General features: G+C 42.2%; 9 protein-coding genes. 1 reads left to right on the top strand and 8 read right to left on the bottom strand.

Annotated elements, in window-relative coordinates; genetic code table 11:
- Positions 1-29 precede the first annotated feature (29 nt).
- Positions 30-8,051 (bottom strand): rhamnogalacturonan lyase family protein, encoded by an 8,022-nt coding sequence (locus IJI01_RS12805; RefSeq protein ID WP_292191051.1) that lies wholly within the window; start codon positions 8,049-8,051, stop codon positions 30-32.
- 358 nt (positions 8,052-8,409) lie between these two features.
- Between IJI01_RS12805 and hslO the strand changes: the two genes are divergently transcribed.
- Complete coding sequence (hslO, locus tag IJI01_RS12800; protein ID WP_292191048.1) at positions 8,410-9,297, top strand: Hsp33 family molecular chaperone HslO; 888 nt, start codon at positions 8,410-8,412, stop codon at positions 9,295-9,297.
- Positions 9,298-9,322: 25 nt separating this feature from the next.
- Here the strand turns inward: hslO and IJI01_RS12795 are convergent, their stop codons facing one another.
- The 7 genes from IJI01_RS12795 to IJI01_RS12765 all read right to left on the bottom strand — a co-directional run bounded on the left by IJI01_RS12795 (position 9,323) and on the right by IJI01_RS12765 (position 17,394).
- Positions 9,323-10,138 carry a hypothetical protein gene (locus IJI01_RS12795; protein ID WP_292191046.1) on the bottom strand — a complete coding sequence of 272 codons (816 nt, stop codon included), beginning with the start codon at positions 10,136-10,138 and terminating at the stop codon, positions 9,323-9,325.
- A gap of 8 nt (positions 10,139-10,146) precedes the next feature.
- The gene (gene aguB, locus IJI01_RS12790) at positions 10,147-11,046 is read right to left on the bottom strand and encodes an N-carbamoylputrescine amidase (RefSeq protein ID WP_292191044.1); all 900 of its coding nucleotides are present in this window, start codon (positions 11,044-11,046) and stop codon (positions 10,147-10,149) included.
- Positions 11,047-11,048: 2 nt separating this feature from the next.
- The gene (aguA, locus tag IJI01_RS12785; protein WP_330623180.1) at positions 11,049-12,326 is read right to left on the bottom strand and encodes an agmatine deiminase; all 1,278 of its coding nucleotides are present in this window, start codon (positions 12,324-12,326) and stop codon (positions 11,049-11,051) included.
- A 12-nt stretch (positions 12,327-12,338) separates the two neighbouring features.
- On the bottom strand, positions 12,339-13,547 hold the full coding sequence (locus tag IJI01_RS12780; protein WP_292191041.1) for a carboxynorspermidine decarboxylase: 1,209 nt from the start codon (positions 13,545-13,547) through the stop codon (positions 12,339-12,341).
- Between the two features lie 139 nt (positions 13,548-13,686).
- Positions 13,687-14,949 carry a saccharopine dehydrogenase family protein gene (locus IJI01_RS12775; RefSeq protein ID WP_292191039.1) on the bottom strand — a complete coding sequence of 421 codons (1,263 nt, stop codon included), beginning with the start codon at positions 14,947-14,949 and terminating at the stop codon, positions 13,687-13,689.
- A gap of 101 nt (positions 14,950-15,050) precedes the next feature.
- Complete coding sequence (gene speE, locus IJI01_RS12770) at positions 15,051-15,914, bottom strand: polyamine aminopropyltransferase (RefSeq protein WP_292191141.1); 864 nt, start codon at positions 15,912-15,914, stop codon at positions 15,051-15,053.
- 31 nt (positions 15,915-15,945) lie between these two features.
- The gene (locus IJI01_RS12765; RefSeq protein ID WP_292191037.1) at positions 15,946-17,394 is read right to left on the bottom strand and encodes an aminotransferase class I/II-fold pyridoxal phosphate-dependent enzyme; all 1,449 of its coding nucleotides are present in this window, start codon (positions 17,392-17,394) and stop codon (positions 15,946-15,948) included.
- Positions 17,395-17,658: the final 264 nt, after the last annotated feature.

Below are 17,658 nucleotides of genomic sequence, written 5' to 3'. Positions count from 1 at the left end.
ATTGCTTTATTAAATTTTGATAAAATAAATCAGTTTACACGAATACCATTCTCATCAAAGAAGTATTTTTTGCCATAGATAGATACAGTAGCGTTTCTTACCATATGTCCATCTCCATCAAAGTAGCGGATGCCATCATCACGAGTAAGAGTTCTGTTCTTGATCACTACACCTCTATCATCTACATAGTATACGTAGTCTCCATCGTCTATTAGTGAACTATACTGTACAGATCCATCCTCAGCAAGGTAATAGGTCTTGGTATACTTGGTTACAAACTGTGAAACAAGCATGCGTCCATCTTCGCCAAAATAGTATCTCTTATCATCAACATCAGCGAAATTATTGTGCATTACCTGACCCTTTGCATTCACATAGTACTTATAGCCATCATTTGCAACAACAAGTGTGCTTACAAGCATAATACCCTTTTCATTGAAGTAGAAGGTTGAACCATACTTTGTAAGGAACTCTCCTTTAAGCATATGACCTTCTGAATCAAAATAGTACTTGCCTTCATCAGTTGTCAGATACTTACCTCTGAGCATCTTACCATTTTCATCGAAGTAATAGGTCTCGCCATCAAGAGTAAGCCATCCTGAGTACTTGCTGCCATCTTCAAGTATGTAGAAGTATGTGCCATACTTGTTAACTATTGTACCAGCTGGAACTTCTTTCTCTTCTTCTACTGGTCCATAGTATGAAGCATCTGTAATAGCTTTACGAACTACGATAGCACCAAGTCTTGGAGTGTTAGTTCCAAAGGTCATTGTAAGCTGACCATCTGCTACTTCTACATCTACAGCAACAGATGCATAAGTATTAGCTGCATTGCTGATAGTAAAGCTCTTATCTTCTACTGTTCCAGATACTGTGCTCTTGTAGACTGAGTTACTAAGGAACTCTACCTGATAATTACCATTCTCTACATCTACAAGGAATGTCTCGCCTGCAGGAAGAGCAAAGTCTGTGTAAACAAGCCATGGAAGTGTTCCATCAAATGTGAATTCCTCTGTACGTCCCTGAATAGCTGAATCCTTATTCTGGAAGCCAAAGCCTTTTTCCTTAGCATAGGCACTTCCAAGAGCTTCCATAGTCTGCTTGCCGTTCTTAGGGTTGACAGTGATACCTGTCCATCCATCAGCAACACGGTTTGTGCTGATACCAAAGTCAAACTTATAAAGTGCAGGGTAATTTACTGTAACCTTAAGGTTTGCCTTGCCCTCATAATCCTCTACTGTACCTTCTACATTGAAGGTTGTACCAAGGCTTGATACATCAATGTCAGAAGTATTCCATGTTACAGCAGCTGCTGTTGTTGCTCCACTTGCATATGTAGCTGTAACTGTCTCTGGGAGAGTAAATTTCTTATTGAGGTACTCAATCTCTGCAAAAGAATCAGCTACCTTTACAATGTAGTCTGCAACAATATGAACTGTTACAGTTACTGTATCCTCAGTTCCTTCTATAGAACCTGTAAGTGTATAATCACCAACCTTTGTTACATCAAGCTTATCAGTATTCCATGTAACCTTAACGTCCTTGGTGCTTCCATTTAAGAATGTTGCCTTAACTGTAGCAGGAAGAACAACTTCATTTCCAAGGATAACCTTAATGTCTGAAAGTGCTTCATAGCCTGTAGGAACATTTGCAATTACTCTTACTGTTACATCAACAGGATTCTCTGAATATCCACGAATATAAGCATGAGCTGTATATTCACCAACTGTATGAATATCTACATCATCAGCATTCCATGTGATAAGTACTGTCTGCTCTACACCTTCACTGTCTGTAACAGAAATGTACTGCTTCTGAGCTGCAAGAAGATCTGCTACTGTCTGACCCTCAGAAAGAGGTGTATCCTGAACAAGCTCCATAGCTGTAAGCTCTTCATTGAGTGTATCAATTGCAACTGTAGTCTGAACTGTAAGAGGAGCACTTGCGTAGCTCTCTTTTTTATCTACTACTGAAACAACCTTATATGAGTAGAACTTACCGCCCTTAACAGTAGCATCTGTAAAGCAATAAGCTCCAGAAGGATCTACATTTATAGGCACTTCTTCATATACAGGGTTAACTCTTGTAATAACAGCTGCATTGAGAATTGCAAGATTTCCTGGGTTAGAAGCTACAATTTCAATCTTGTCATTTTCGCCAATAGTAACAACTGTTGACTTAACGATATCTGAAACAAGTGGAGACTGTGATACCTGTCCAAGATCTGTACCATTTACATAAATTGTTGTATCGTTATAAGCTCTGTTGTTATAAGCAGCACCAGCATAAACATCAACTCTGTATGCTCCCGAAGGTGCATCTACAAAGAACTTAAGCTCATTGTCTCTTCTGTCAAGATCGCAACATGCTTTCTCGATAGGTGTCTGAGTATCACCAGCATTCTCAATTCCTACGCCAACCTTATTCCAGTTAACAGTTGAACCTGTGCCTTCTTCCCATCCGAAGCCTCTTGCCGAGCTATAGTCATCTGCGAGGATTCTCTCAAAGCCTGTAGCATTTGAGCTCTTGTATCCAAAGTCAAACTTTCTGAATACTCCTGCATCTGCATAACCAACGAGAACTTTTTCTGTCTGAGGTACTGGGCTTTCACTTGTTACAACACCCTTAGCATCAAGCTCTCCTACTGTCTCGTAATCGCCAATTACCTGGTTGCCGTTTTCGTCAACTGTTACGTCAGCTCTTTTAACAACATAGCCCTGAATATCATGACCATATACACCGTCATTTGCCTGTGTGAAGTTGATTGTTACGCTACTTGCATCAACGCTTCCCTCTGAAACCTTGGAAGTGATAATGCCTTCAGAGATGAGATAGCTTGTATGTGCAGGCTGGTTGTAGCCAACGTTCTGCCAAGCAACACCTTCTCTGTAAGCAAGGTCTGTAAGCGAGCAAGGAACTACATAATCAGTCTGAATTGTTGTTGAGTAAATTCTAATTCTGCTGTCATCAGCAGCGCATCTTGCGATGATTTCTTCTCTGTAATCACCAAGAATATCTGCAACAAGACCAAGGTTGCCCTTTGTTCCGTTACTTGTAAGAACCTGTGATGACTCAAAGAGTGTTATTGACTTCTGGTTCTCATAATCCCACTTCTCAATAGTTGTTGTAAGTGGTGCATATGCAGCCTGGTTGAAGGTGTGATCCTGCATATCTGCAAGAAGGTCTCCATCCCAGAACATTGAGAAGTTAACAGCTGGTGTAGCACCATCTGAAAGTGCGATCATTGAATCTACTGATCCATTTGAAGCTCCAACAAGTCCTGAAAGTGAGCTAAATACATCAGCATTTCTGGAATTCCATGCTGGCTCATCATTGCCCTTGTAGTTAGGGTTAGCAATTGACCAGTACTCTGCTCCCTCTGCTGTAGGATCGATATCTGATGCCATTCCACGTCCGGTATCCTTACCTGTGTAGTAACCAGTGATCATCTCACCTGTCTCAGCATCATGGATTTCTACATGGTATGCAGCATTGTCATGCTCGTGAACATCCATAACCTCAAGACCAGGATTAGAAGGAATCCAGTCACTTACATGCATTGCATCGCCGTGACCAAGGCCTGTGCAGTAAAGAGCTGTTCCATCGTTGTCGATAGTAAGTGAACCGTAAACGATCTCATCTTTGCCATCGCCATCAACATCGTTGACAGAAAGGCCGTGGTTACCCTGAGCTGTATAAGCTGAACCATTTTCAATGTTGTCTGTATCAAACTTCCAGTAAACACCGATCTGCTCTACTTCTTTGCCCTCATCATCTGTTGTCTTTGTGAGATAATAAGCTGTAAGAGCTGTTCTTGTGTAATATCCTCTAGCAAATACTGCGAAAGGAGTTGTTCCGTTAAGGTAAGCAGTTGCAGAAAGGAATCTGTCTACTCTGTTACCATAGCCATCGCCCCATGCTGATACTGATCCTCTAGCAGGAACGTAATTAGTTGTATCAATAAGTTCACCAGTGTTGCCCTTGAACATTGAGAAGTACTCTGGCCCATCGAGAACATAACCAGATGTATTTCTGTAATCGTTCTTGGAACTGATAACATCTGTAGGAAGTGCATCGCTGTTGCAAGCGCCTACAAATCCAGTCTCAACAAGACTTCCATTCTCATTCTTGTAAGTTGTTGTACCATCTGCAGTCTTCATTGCGATCTCTGCAATACCGTCTGCATCGTAGTCCCAAACCTGGAACTGTGTATAGTGAGCACCAGATCTGATGTTAACACCAAGATCAATTCTCCAGAGCTGGCTTACAGCACCTGTGCTAAAATCCACCTCATATCCATCAAGGAAGGTCTTTCCTGTGTAGCCAGAACCTGAGTTATCTTTGGCATTACTTGGATACCACTTAACGATGAGTTCAAGCTCTCCATCGCCATCAAGATCTCCAACGGACATATCATTAGCAGTATATGAACAGGTTGAACCATCTGGCATTGTCTCATCTGCAGGCTTATTAAGGCTAAGCTCAATGTACTGGTTAGCCCATACAGTTGTTTCTTTTGCTGTAAGGCCAAGAGAAGAATCATTGGAGCCAACTACAGTATAAACATTGGATGGAAGGCCACCCTCATCGATCATGTTGGTTGCACTGATATCATGTGCAATACATGTACCATTTCTGTATACATTGAATGTTGTTGTAAGTTCTTTGCCATTGAAGTCACCAGGGAAGCTTCTCCATGAGAGGTAATTTCCTCTGGTAATAGGATTGCCATCTCTATCTGTTGCAGAAACCTTGATCTCTGCTCCAGCATCTCCGGCAAGGTTCATTACTACAAGAGCACGTGTAGCATAAGACTCAAGTCCGCCTGCTACAAGTGAACCAGCGATAGGGGTTACAACAGTCTCAGACTGCTCACCGATTCCACCTGCATTCATAGCAGCAACTTTGTAGTAATAGTGAATATTTGTAGCTATCTCAGGATCTTCATCTGTAAATGAATTTGTAAAGGATTCTCCAACCTTAACAAACTCCTTGAAGCCCTTATCGCTCTCTGCCTTAGCAGAACGATAGATGATGTACTTGATAACATTCTCATCAGCTGGGCTCTCATCCCATGCAAGAGTAATTGTTGTCTGAAGCTCTTCCTGGCCTTCCTCAGGGCTTGTGCACTTAAGGCCACGAACTGCTGCAGGTACTGCAACGCTGCTATCAAGCATTGACTGAGTAACGATATTACTTGCTGCTGACTCAGAACCGTCTGCAACAACGCATGTCATATAGTATGAATAAGTTTCACCAAGAGCTGCTGTCATAGCGCGGCAGTCAAGCTCGTTGTCGATAAGTTCCTGTGCTGTGTAGCTCTTAACCAGATTGAAGGTCTTATCAGACTCACCCTTCTGGTAAACTCTGTAGGATACAGCATCCTCTACCTTAGTGAATGACAGAAGGAATGTTGCTGTGGTCTTACCGAATGAAAGCTCTGTAATAGCAAGGTTTCCAGGAGCTGGTAAAAGAGATGTAATAGTAACACCGTTGATGTACTGATTAGCACCTTCTACTGTCAGATTGAGCTGACCATCTGTAACACTTACTGTTCCTGTGCAGCTTCCAAGAGACTGCTTGCAGGCAATTGATCCGATTGAAATTCCCTCAGCAGAATATGCAGGCTTAATTGTACTTGTTCCATTTAAAAGATCTGCAGCATATACTGTAATTTCATATTTACCGTTTGGAAGATCAACTGCAAATTCTCCGGCACCAAGGTTAAAGTCATCTGCCATAGCTGATGAATCAGCCTTGCCATTTCCACCTCTGTAACGGCCATTGTTAGGAGCTGTGATCCATCCATAGCCTTTTTCAGCAGTGTACATCTCATTCTGGTTAACACCAGTCCAACCTTCCATTGTAGGAGAATTGTTGTAGTTAAAGTCAAAGCGAAGTCCTGCTGTCTTAGTAGAAACTGCAAGCTTGTCAGATACTTCTCCTACACCATAGCTGTTAAAGCCTGCTACGGCATATACATATGTAACGCCACCTCCACAGCTTGGATCAACATAAGTTGTCTTACCTGAAACAGAATACTTATCAGCCTTTGAAAAATCTACATCATCAATTGTCTGTCCCTCTGAAAGTGCTGCTCTGTAAATATAGTAAAGCTCTGCGCCCTCAGCAGCTTCCCACTCAAGTGAAATGCTTGTGGCACCAATTGAAGTTGTCTTAAGACCCTGAGGCTTAGCCGGAGCTTCTGAAGCTGCATTGATAACTACAAGACCAGCCAGATCATCAAGCTTGTCTGAAGCACCCTCAACCTTACCACTAGCATAATCAACAATACCTTCTGCTACACACTGAGCAAACTTAAGTGCTCCATAGTACTGAAGGTGTGTAGAATCATCAACGCCACCTGCATATGCGCCTGTAGATACCTCACCGGCTGCAAGCTTAAGGAAAAGCATCTTGGAGCCTTCGATTCCAAAGCTGTTACATACATCGATAGAACGCTGTGTAAGATCAACATAAGGAATGTCGTACTGTGCAGATAATCTCAGCATTACCTGTCTGTATGCTTCGAAGTTACTTGCAAAAGAATTAAGGCTTCCATCTGGGTTAGTTGTGTAGCTATAGCGGGCAACTGGTGTAACAAGTACAGGTGTTGCACCTCTTTCTATAGCACCATTTACATAAACCATCATCCACTTCTCAAAATCATCAGCAGAAACATATCTGTTTGGTCTTGAGTAAGTAGCGTCATTGTGTCCCCACTGTACAAGGAGGTAGTCACCTGGCTTGATGTCCTCAAGGATATCATCAAACTTACCCTCGTCGATAAAGGACTTGGATGAACGTCCACCAATTGAACGGTTCTCTACAATTACATTTGCTGTCTCGTAAACCTGTGACTGGCTGTATCCGCAGTCGTCACACTCTCTTTCCTCTACGAAATCACCAAAGTATGAAGAAAGGACCTGGCCCCATCCAGTCTGTGGATAATAATAGGAATCATAAGTCTGAACAGTTGAGTCAGAAGCAACAAAGATTGTAGGCTTATCACCTCTTTCCTCAGTAGCAAGTCTTGTGATCTTGACTCTGGAAACATAAACCTTTGTAGTCTGCGCATCACTCATAGATGTGGCACTACTTGTGCCAAGGAACTTAAGATTAAGATTGCCATCTACAAGGTTAGCCTCAAAGCTAGCTGATTGACTTCCGCCAGCGGGAACTGAGATACCAGTAACCTTGGTAATGTCCTCAGCCTCAAGAGCTGCAGTATAGCCGTTATCAGTAGGGTTAACAAATGTAACCTCAACCTTGTAATCAGCATTATAAAGATCTACATCAAAAGTAGATGTACTCTCATATGTATAAACGCCATAGCCTGTAGATTCAGTTTCTGTCCAAATCTTGCTGGCAATAGCAACATAGTCTTCAGCATCAACTACATTGCCAGCTCCTGCAGAAACAGCAGGAACTCTTGGATAATAAACGTTGCTAACCCAGCCGGCAGCTGCCTGGCTATAATCAACATCGCTAAAACCGTATCCATTATCCTTACTATAAACACTTGCAGATGAAACGTTACCATTTGTACCGAATCTGATATCTGCAACAGTCAGATCTTCATGGAAATTATCAAAGCCATCATCTCCCTGATCTGCAATAACTCCATCCTCAGAAGCATTTACATTTGCTGTAGTAGCAAGAAGATTAGCTGTAACCTTGGTTTCTTCATCCAAAGCCTCAGCCTGAGTTTCTTCAAGTTCAAGCTCATCAAGCTCAGAATCAAGAGAATCTCCTTCCTCTGCCTCATCAAAAAGAACTACTTCATCTTCAGAAGTATCCTCTTTGGCCTCATCAGTTTCTGTGTCAGATTCTAATGAAGTAGCTTCACTACTAGAATCGCTACCAGCCTCAGAAGCTTCCTCGTCAAAAACGACCACATCTGAAGAATCAAGAGAACTTACCCCCTCTTCCGCAAATGCTGTGATGCTTCCTGTACCAGCAGCAATAGTTGACGCAGCCATAATGGCGCTCATACCAAGTGCAAGACTTCTGCCTAGCGCCTTGGAGCGTCGGTTACTACCCTTATACATCCCAACAACCTCCTTTTTTCCTTTCCCCTTTTTGTTAACATTTCCTTACTTAGCAATCCCCCTCAAGATCGCAGACATAAAAATGTTACAAATAATAATTTATCTAATAACATATTTTAGGCATTTTGTCGGAAATTGGCATTGCATTTTCAGCATAATGTTTTGCATTTTTGACCATTTCAAATTATCTGAAAACAAGCGCTTATTACGCACATTTTATATATATGCATAGTCTTTTTTGACCAGTAAATATTGTATTTTTGTCCAAGTGTTTACATATATGTTTTTTTCGTATAATATTGTTGAGTTAAAAAACTTGATACAATCGATTTTCAGAAACAAGGAGAAATATATATACATGGGATACAAAGATTACATGGTACGTGCCACAGCAGGCAACGCACAGATAAGAGCATTCGCAGCTACCACCAGGGATCTTGCTGATTATGGCAGAAAGGCTCACGGCCTATCTCCAATCGCTACAGCAGCTCTTGGAAGGCTCATGACAGGAACAGTTATGATGGGTCAGATGATGGATAATGACAGCGATATGATCACAGTCAAGATGGACGGTGATGGCCCACTTAAGGGCGTTCTCGCTACAGCTGATAATAAAGGCAACGTTAAGGGCTATGTCAGCAATCCATACGTTATCATGGAGCCTAACGCTGCCGGCCATCTTAATGTAGGCGGCGGAATCGGCGAGGGAACTCTTACAGTTATCAGAGACATGGGATTAAAAGAGCCATATGTCGGCCAGGTTCCTCTCTACACAGGAGAAGTTGCTGAAGACCTTACCTACTACTTCACCAAATCTGAGCAGACACCTTCCTCCGTTGGTCTCGGAGTTCTCGTAGAAAGAGAAAACCTTTCAGTAATCGCAGCTGGTGGCTTCATTGTTCAGCTCATGCCTTTTGCTGATGAACAGACAATCACACATCTCGAGTTCAATCTCGGTAAGTTCTCATCCGTCACAGACATTCTCAAGGCAGGCAAGACACCAGAGGATATGCTTAGGATTGTTCTTGATGGATTTGATATCGAATTTACAGATACAGTAGACCTTAACTTCTACTGCAACTGCGACAAGGACCGCGTAGAGCGTGCTCTTATGCTTGTTGGTAAAAAAGATATTCAGGACATGATAGATGATGGCAAAGAAATCGAGATAAAGTGTCACTTCTGCAATAAAGCTTACACCTTCTCAGTAGATGAGCTTAAGGCAATCAAAGAAAAAGCCAAATAATTCAATGTACATAGAAAAACCGCGGTCACTTGGCCGCGGTTTTATTTATTATCCTGTCTATCCAGAAAACTATTAACACAACAAATATCATAAATAGCTGAGAGTGGAATATACCAACAATGTAGTAATTTCTCTCAAGAAAATATTCCAGCTTAAATCCTGTAAACACCAATATCCAGGTGTATATGACGTACATCAGAAGAATCGGCGAATTTTCTATAACCTTCTTCATATTTGCCAGGAAATCCTTGAAGGAAGCATCAAAGTACACGAATCTACCTATCATTAGTCCAAAGTAATACATCATAACAGGCCCATACTGACTCTCATCACCTATAGTATTAAGGTACATCAGAGTTATGATGGCAAAGAACATGCCAAGCATTCTCATGGTAGCCTTCTCTTCGCTCTTTAGTATCTTGAGCGGAATAATAAAGGTATCCAGTATGGAATTAAGAACACATGAAAAGCATATCAAAAACAGCAGAACAAAATCCTTACCATCTGCCCAGGTAGTTGTCAGAAACGTCTCAAACGGCGTAAGGTTAACGGCCTTTCCCGTCTCCACAAGCTCATACACATGGTTGATGATGACATAAGCACAGGAAAAAGACATTACGCAGGTTCCTGATATTATCATCTCAAAGAACTTCTGAAGTCTCACTTCAAAGTCTTCTTTTGTATAATCCTCCCTGCATCTTTCGTCATATTTCTTGCCATAAGCCTTAGAAAAAAGAAAGATAATTCCTATACAAACGCCGCTAAGCGCCAAGGTCAGGCATAAAAAAATCAGTTTCTTGATAATCGTAAAGTCTGGATTCAAATAAGCTTCTATTGTCATGACATTCCTCAATCAGTAATCTGTCTGTAACACTCTGGTCTGCGATCTCTGAAAAGTCCCCAGGATGCTCTCATTTTTCCATTCTCTGCAAAATCATATTCTGCGTAGATTATTTCTTCCTTATCCTTGCTGGCTCTGGTAATACAATCGCCAGTAACATCAGTAAGGAAGCTATTACCATAGAAAGTAAGGCTGGATTTCTGTCCGCCGTTTTCCTCGGATGGCTCAACATCCTCTCTTCCAATTCTGTTGGCTGCAGCCACTGGAATAATATTAGCTGCTGAATGTCCCTGCATTGTGCGCATCCAGTGTCCTGAACTATCCACATCAAGAATAGGCTCCGAGCCAATTGCTGTAGGATAAAGAATAATGTCGGCACCTCCAAGTGTAAGGCACCTTGCAGTCTCCGGGAACCACTGATCCCAGCAGATGCCAACGCCCACGCGGCCATAAGCTGTATCAAACACCTTAAAGCCTGTATTACCTGGAGTAAAATAGAATTTCTCCTGATAATAATGGTCATCTGGAATATGAGTCTTGCGGTACACTCCAAGGTCACTTCCATCAGCATCTATCATCACAACTGAGTTGTAAAATACATTGCCATCCTTCTCATATACACAGATAGGCATAACCACCTTAAGCTCAGCACACAGCTTTTTAAAGTGTGCTACAGCCGGATTCTCAGACAGAGGAAGTGCAAGCTCATAGTAGTCATATCTTCGCTCCTGGCAGAAGTACTTACGCTCAAACAGCTCAGACAAAAGAATTATCTTAGCACCATTAGCCGCTGCCTCTCTTGTAAGCTTATCTGCCTTTTCTATATTTCTTTTAACCTGCTCAGCATCTGATGCAGCCACTTCGCCGCAGGCAAACTGCACACAGGCAACTTTAACCATGTTTCCCATTCTTAGTTTTCTCCCAAATTATTCTCTGGTATCTGCTGGGTAATACAATGAATATTACCGCCTCCCAGAAGTATATCTCTTGCTGGTATGCCGATGATTTCTCTGTCAGGACACAGCTCACTTAAGATATCCAGAGCTCTCTCATCACTTTCTTCGTTCTCGCCGCCAAACTGAGGAACCAAGGCTGCTCCATTTATAAAGTAGAAATTCACGTAACTTGCAGCAAGTCTCTCGCCTACTTCTCTGAAATCTTCGCCCTCTTCAAACTCATAGTTGGCAAGGTCAGCCTCTGAAACAAGAACCGAATGATCAGGGATGGGGAGCTTATGTACAACAATGCTCCTGCCCTTGGCATCTGTCTCTTTTTCAAGATACTCAAGATCAGCTCTTGAAAGTTCATACTGTGGATCATTCTCATCGTCTGTCCAGGCAAGAACTACTTCACCCGGAGCCACAAACGCGCACACATTATCAACGTGCTCGTTGGTCTCATCGTTATATATACCTCGTGGAAGCCACAGTACCTTCTCTACATTCAGATATTCTCTGAGTTTTTCTTCTATCTCTTCTCTGCTCATGGCTGGGTTTCTACCTTCGCTAAGAAGGCAACTCTCTGTGACCATGGCTGTTCCTTCGCCGTCGCAGTGGATGGAACCACCTTCCAACACAAAAGGCTGAGCATCGTAAAATGGAAGTTCTATCAGATCGCAAAAACTACTTGCAACCTTATCATCCTTATCCCAGGAAGCATAGAGTCCATCGACTTCTCCGCCCCAGGCATTAAAAGACCAGTTGATTCCACGAATTTCAGCCTTAGAACCGGCATTATCCCTTACAACAAATGTAGGTCCAACATCCCTGGCCCAGGCATCATCTGAATCAATAGGTGGAATAAGACATCTGTTCTCGAGAACATCAGATACAGTATAAAGAGTATCTTCATTTGCAAAAAGACTCTCACCCTCTGCAATGATCCTGTCCTCTTCCTCTTTGGTCATAGGCGCTACTAAACGTCCTGTTCCCTGTACATAATCTGTAATTATCTCATCCATGAAGTCCCTTGCTTCCTTCCAGTGGGCCTTATCTGCGATAAGATAGAGATTTTCTCTCTTGAGGATTTCTATAAATACATTAGCAAAAGAATATAAGGCACCAGCTCTGTCCTTCCTCCAGCTTCCTGGTCTTACAGGATAGATCATTATTGTGCCATCATGCCTTGAATACTCAGCAGGCATGTAAAAACCATCTTTTATAGGAACTGAATTTGTAATCCCTGACAATTCTATTCTCCTTCACAGTCTCATCTTAAAGTCCTGATAACCAAACTTTTTGATTACTTCTACTTCCCCGTTCTCATGCATAATATCAATATCAGGAAGTGGCATGCCATTAAAGGTATTGTTCTTGACCATACTATAGATAGCCATATCTTCAAAGATAAGCTTATCTCCAATATTTATCTCATGGACAAAGCTATAATCACCAATGACATCTCCAGCAAGGCAAGTTCGGGAAGACAATCTATAGTTGAACTCCAGCTCTCCTGGCTGCTCTGAGTCACGAAGTGGTGGCCTGTATGGCATCTCCAGTACATCCGGCATGTGGCAGGCAGCTGATGTATCAAGTACCAAAACCGGCATTCTCTGGGTATGTACGATATCCATTACTGTTGTAACAAGATAGCCCGCATCAAGCGCAATGGCTTCTCCAGGCTCAAGGTACACTTCCATATCATACTTGCTCTTTATCTCTTTAATAAAGGTGATAAGGCCATCCACATTGTAGTCTTCTCTTGTAATATGGTGTCCGCCGCCAAGGTTTATCCATTTGATCTTGCGACCAGCACCATTTACAGCCATATCGCCTGAAGGCTCTTGTCCTTCATTCTTAAGAGGAAAGAATCTTCCAAAGTTCTCCTCTACATGATGGAAGGTCTGACGAAGCGGCTCGAAATCCTGCTCGCAGAGAGTATGAAAATGTATTCCCTCAACGCCCTCAGGAAGCTCAGCTGGCATATCAGCAAGCTTAATTCCAAGTCTTGATCCTTCAGAACAAGGATCGTATATCTCATGCTCTTCCTGAGTACTGAACTCAGGATTGATTCTAAGCCCAACAGAAATCTTACCTTCTCTTACAGGCTGTTCCCAGGTTTTCCTGTGATGCTCAAGCTGGTTGAGGGAATTAAATACGATGTGATCGCATATCTGGCACAACTCCGCCATCTCATCATCTTCAAAGGCAGGCTCATATACATGATTCTCTATGCCTTCCCGAACCTTAAGCTCTTCGTGAGCAAGTCTCGCCTCATATAAGCCTGACGCCGTAGCACCAGTAAGATATTTAGCTATAAGTGGGTAAGTCTGATATACAGAATATGCTTTCTGAGCAAGAAGTATCTTAGCTCCTGACTCCTTCTGTACTCTATCTAGAATCTCAAGATTTTCTCTTAGCTTTTTTTCATCTATAACATACGCGGGTGTTCTCACCTCTGTAAGCTTCATAGGCATTCCTCCATAAAAAAGTGAATGTACATATCTATCATATCAATCGAATTGTTAAGATGCAAACACGCCCTTAAACATGCATTAAAAAGGTGGAAGTTCATTTTCACAAACTTCCACCTATATATCTACTTACTTATTAGTCCACAAGAACTGGATTCTCATCAACAACCCATGGAAGACCATACTCGTTAAGCATCTCCATGTATGGATCTGGATCAAACTCATCAGTTGTGAATACACCTGGCTTCTTCCACTTGCCTGACAGTACAAGAGCTGTACCGATCATAGCTGGAACACCTGTTGTGTAGCTGATAGCCTGGCTGCCGAGCTCCTTGTAGCATTCCTGGTGATCACAAACATTGTAAATGAAGAGTGTCTTCTCTTTGCCATCCTTGATTCCGCGGAAGATACATCCGATGTTTGTCTTACCAACAGTTCTAGGTCCAAGACTTGCAGGATCTGGTAAAAGAGCCTTCAGGAACTGAATAGGAACGATCTCTCTACCTTCGAACATGATAGGGCTTGTTGAAAGCATACCAACATCCTCAAGACATCTCATGTGATCAAGATAGCTCTGACCAAATGTCATGAAGAAACGAATTCTCTTGATCTCAGGGAAGTTGCGGCCAAGTGCCTCAATCTCCTCGTGATGAAGAAGGTACATATCCTTCTGACCAACCTGAGGGAAATCATATACTCTCTTAATTTCCATAGGCTTAGTCTCGATCCAGTGGCCATCCTCCCAGTAACTGCCGTTAGCACTTACTTCACGAAGGTTGATCTCAGGATTGAAGTTGGTTGCAAAGGCATAACCATGGTCACCACCATTGCAGTCAAGAATATCAACTGTATGAATCTCATCAAAATAGTGCTTCTTAGCGTAAGCTACGAATACACTTGTTACACCAGGGTCAAAACCTGTTCCAAGAAGACCTGTGATACCAGCCTCCTTGAACTTGTCCATATATGCCCACTGATAGCTGTAATCAAAGTAAGCTGTAAAGCCCTTTTCCTTGCAGCGCTTCTCATAAGCTGCACGCCATACAGGCTCATCTGTATCCTCTGGCTCATAGTTAGCTGTATCAATATAGTCAACCTTGCACGCAAGACATGCGTCCATGATTGTAAGATCCTGATAAGGAAGTGCTACGTTAAGAACAGCGTCAGGCTGATACTCCTTGATAAGCTTGATAACATCGTTAACATCATCAGCATTTACAGTAGCTGTTGTGATCTTAACAGGTGTTCCCTGTTTCTCAAGCTTGTCCTTGAGTGCATCACACTTGCTAACAGTTCTGCTCGCAAGGCACATCTCTGTAAATACAGCGCTATTCTGTGCACATTTCTGAATTGCTACCTGTGCTACGCCGCCGCAGCCAATAACCAATAATCTTCCCATTTTATTTCTCCTTTTCTTCACTATAGATAACATCGGATCAGGTCATGAAGTAATATGCCAATTCGCAAGCAAGCTTGCATTGGCAATCACTTATGACCATGTTATCTAGACATATCTTCCTCTTCCTGAAGAAGATCCTCTACGTATTTAGGCAACATGAACGCTCCCTTGTGAAGGTGCGTAGTGTAATACCAAGTCTTGATTCCTCTCTCATCCCATCTATCAGGGTTGAAATCCTTGAGCGGATGATACTTCTTGCTGGCAAATCCAAACAGCCAGTATCCAGCAGGACATGTAGGAATATGCGCCTGATAAACTCTATTAACAGGAAATACTCTGTAAGCCTTCCTGTGCATGGCTCTGCAGCTCTCCTCATCCTCATCATAGAATGGGCTTCCGTGCTGATAAACCATGATTCCATCATCGTGAAGTGCCTTGTAGCAGCTTCCGTAGAACTCTTTTGTAAAAAGACCTGCCTCATGACCAAGAGGCTCTGTAGCATCATTGATAATAAGGTCGTACATATCCTCACATTTACGAAGATACTTAAGTCCGTCCTGATAATAGATGTGAACTCTGTCATCCTCAAGACCAACGGCATTATCAGGGAAGTACTGCTTACATACATCCACAAACATGTTGTCAGGCTCTACTACATCAATAACCTTGATCTCATCATAGTGACACAGCTCTCTTGCTACGCCTCCGTCACCACCACCAAGAACCAGTACTCTCTGAACCTTGGGATGAACAGCCATAGGCACGTGAACGATCATCTCGTCATATGTGAACTCGTCCTTCTCAGAAAAGATGATATTACCATCTGAAGCAAGGAACTTGCCAAACTCAGGGGAATCAAACACGTCTATTCTCTGGAACTCACTTGTTCCGGAAAAGAGCTGTTTAGCCAGCCTGATACTTATCTTAACATTTCCAGTGTGCATATCACTGAACCAATAATCCATCTCAGCCATGCTATTTCCTCCTACACATCTATTATTTTAACACAAATAACTCTGAAATATCTTCACTCTCAGGGCCCTGCATTGAACAGCCCTTAGCCATTGCAGTCTTGATATAATCAAGAATCTCTTCTGTAATAACTTCTCCTGGAGACAGAATTGGAATTCCAGGTGGATAGCACATTACTGACTCTGCACTGATCCTGCCTACAGTCTGATCGATAGGAAGTGACTCTTTTTCTGCATAGAAGGCTTCCTGTGGAGTTGCCTTAACAATAGGAGTCACATACTCTGCAGAGAAAAAGCTCTGCTCAGGCTTAGCATAAAGTCTTCTGATATCAGCAAGAGCTCCTGCAAGTCTCTCAATATCCTGAAGTCTATCACCAATTGATATATATGCCATAACATTAGACAGATCACCAAACTCCATCTGAATGTCATATTCATCTCTAAGGAGGTCGTAAACCTCGATACCTGTAAGACCAATCTTTCTGGTGTTAACTACAAGCTTGGTCTCATCGAAATCGTAGATGCTTCCGCCATTTTTGAGCTCATTACCATAAGCATAATAGCCACCAATGTCATTGATCTCTTCTCTTGCGTACTGAGCCATCTTGGTAACCTTCTCAAAGCTGGATGCTCCGTTAAGAGCAAGGTTTCTCCTGGAAATATCAAGACTTCCAAGAAGAAGGTAGCTGGCACTTGTGGTCTGAGTCAGGTTAACGATTCTACTGATATATCCAATATTAGCATCTGGTCCACACAGAAGGATTGAGCTCTGAGTAAGACTTCCGCCAGATTTGTGCATACTGATAGCTGCCATATCTGCGCCTGCTGCCATGGCATTAAGTGGAAGGTTAGGTCCAAAGTAAAGATGAGTTCCATGAGCCTCATCAACAAGGGCCTTCATACCATTCTCGTGAGCAAGATCAACAATAGCCTTCAGATTAGAACAGATACCGTAATATGAAGGGTTATTAATGAGAATAGCCTTAGCTTCTGGGTTCTCCTCAATAGCCTTCTTAACATCCGCAAGCTCCATTCCAAGAGGAATACCAAGATTAGTATCTACCTTGGGATCAATATATACAGGAATAGCACCACACAGAATAAGAGCATTGATAGCACTCTTATGCACGTTTCTGGGCATAATGATCTTCTCACCCTTCTTGACATGGGATAAAACCATAGCCTGAACAGCACTTGTAGTACCATTAACCATCATAAAAGCATGAGCTGCGCCAAAAGCATCAGCCATAAGCTCTTCTGCTTCCTTGATAACAGAAACAGGATGGCAGAGATTATCAAGAGGCTTCATAGAGTTAACATCTATGCCAACACATCTGTCACCCAAAAAGCTTACGAGCTCTGGGTTACCTCTTCCTCTTTTATGACCAGGCACGTCAAATGGAACAACGCGCTGCTTCCTAAACCTCTCCAAAGCTTCATATACCGGAGCCTTTTTTTGTCTATTAAGATCCAACTAACTACCCTCCAAAAAAATCCTTACACACAAGTAAAGGAGTGGCATGCCATACTGACATGCTACCCCCTCTTATTATCTAATTACACAGTAATGTAATCATACTATAAAACTTCTTAATATTAAAGCAAAATATGAGTAACTTTTAGTTGTTTTTTCTAGACTTTTTCTTTTTCTTATTCTCTGGTTTCTGATCCGCATTTTCTTCAGTATTATCAGCCTTTTCAGAAGCCTCTGCTATATCTTCTTTTTCTTCCTTTTCTT

Source organism: Butyrivibrio sp. (assembly GCF_017433805.1).
Lineage (GTDB): Bacteria > Bacillota > Clostridia > Lachnospirales > Lachnospiraceae > Butyrivibrio.
The sequence above is the reverse complement of the archived record's forward strand: the minus strand, read 5'-3'. Positions and strand labels throughout refer to the sequence as shown.

What these genes read in the sequence shown, in the direction of transcription:
- aguB (WP_292191044.1), bottom strand. Translation starts at nt 11,046, where the DNA reads ATGGGAAACATGGTTAAAGTTGCCTGTGTGCAGTTTGCCTGCGGCGAA.
- hslO (WP_292191048.1), top strand. Translation starts at nt 8,410, where the DNA reads ATGGGATACAAAGATTACATGGTACGTGCCACAGCAGGCAACGCACAG.
- IJI01_RS12805 (WP_292191051.1), bottom strand. Translation starts at nt 8,051, where the DNA reads ATGTATAAGGGTAGTAACCGACGCTCCAAGGCGCTAGGCAGAAGTCTT.
- IJI01_RS12780 (WP_292191041.1), bottom strand. Translation starts at nt 13,547, where the DNA reads ATGAAGCTTACAGAGGTGAGAACACCCGCGTATGTTATAGATGAAAAA.
- speE (WP_292191141.1), bottom strand. Translation starts at nt 15,914, where the DNA reads ATGGATTATTGGTTCAGTGATATGCACACTGGAAATGTTAAGATAAGT.
- IJI01_RS12795 (WP_292191046.1), bottom strand. Translation starts at nt 10,138, where the DNA reads ATGACAATAGAAGCTTATTTGAATCCAGACTTTACGATTATCAAGAAA.
- IJI01_RS12775 (WP_292191039.1), bottom strand. Translation starts at nt 14,949, where the DNA reads ATGGGAAGATTATTGGTTATTGGCTGCGGCGGCGTAGCACAGGTAGCA.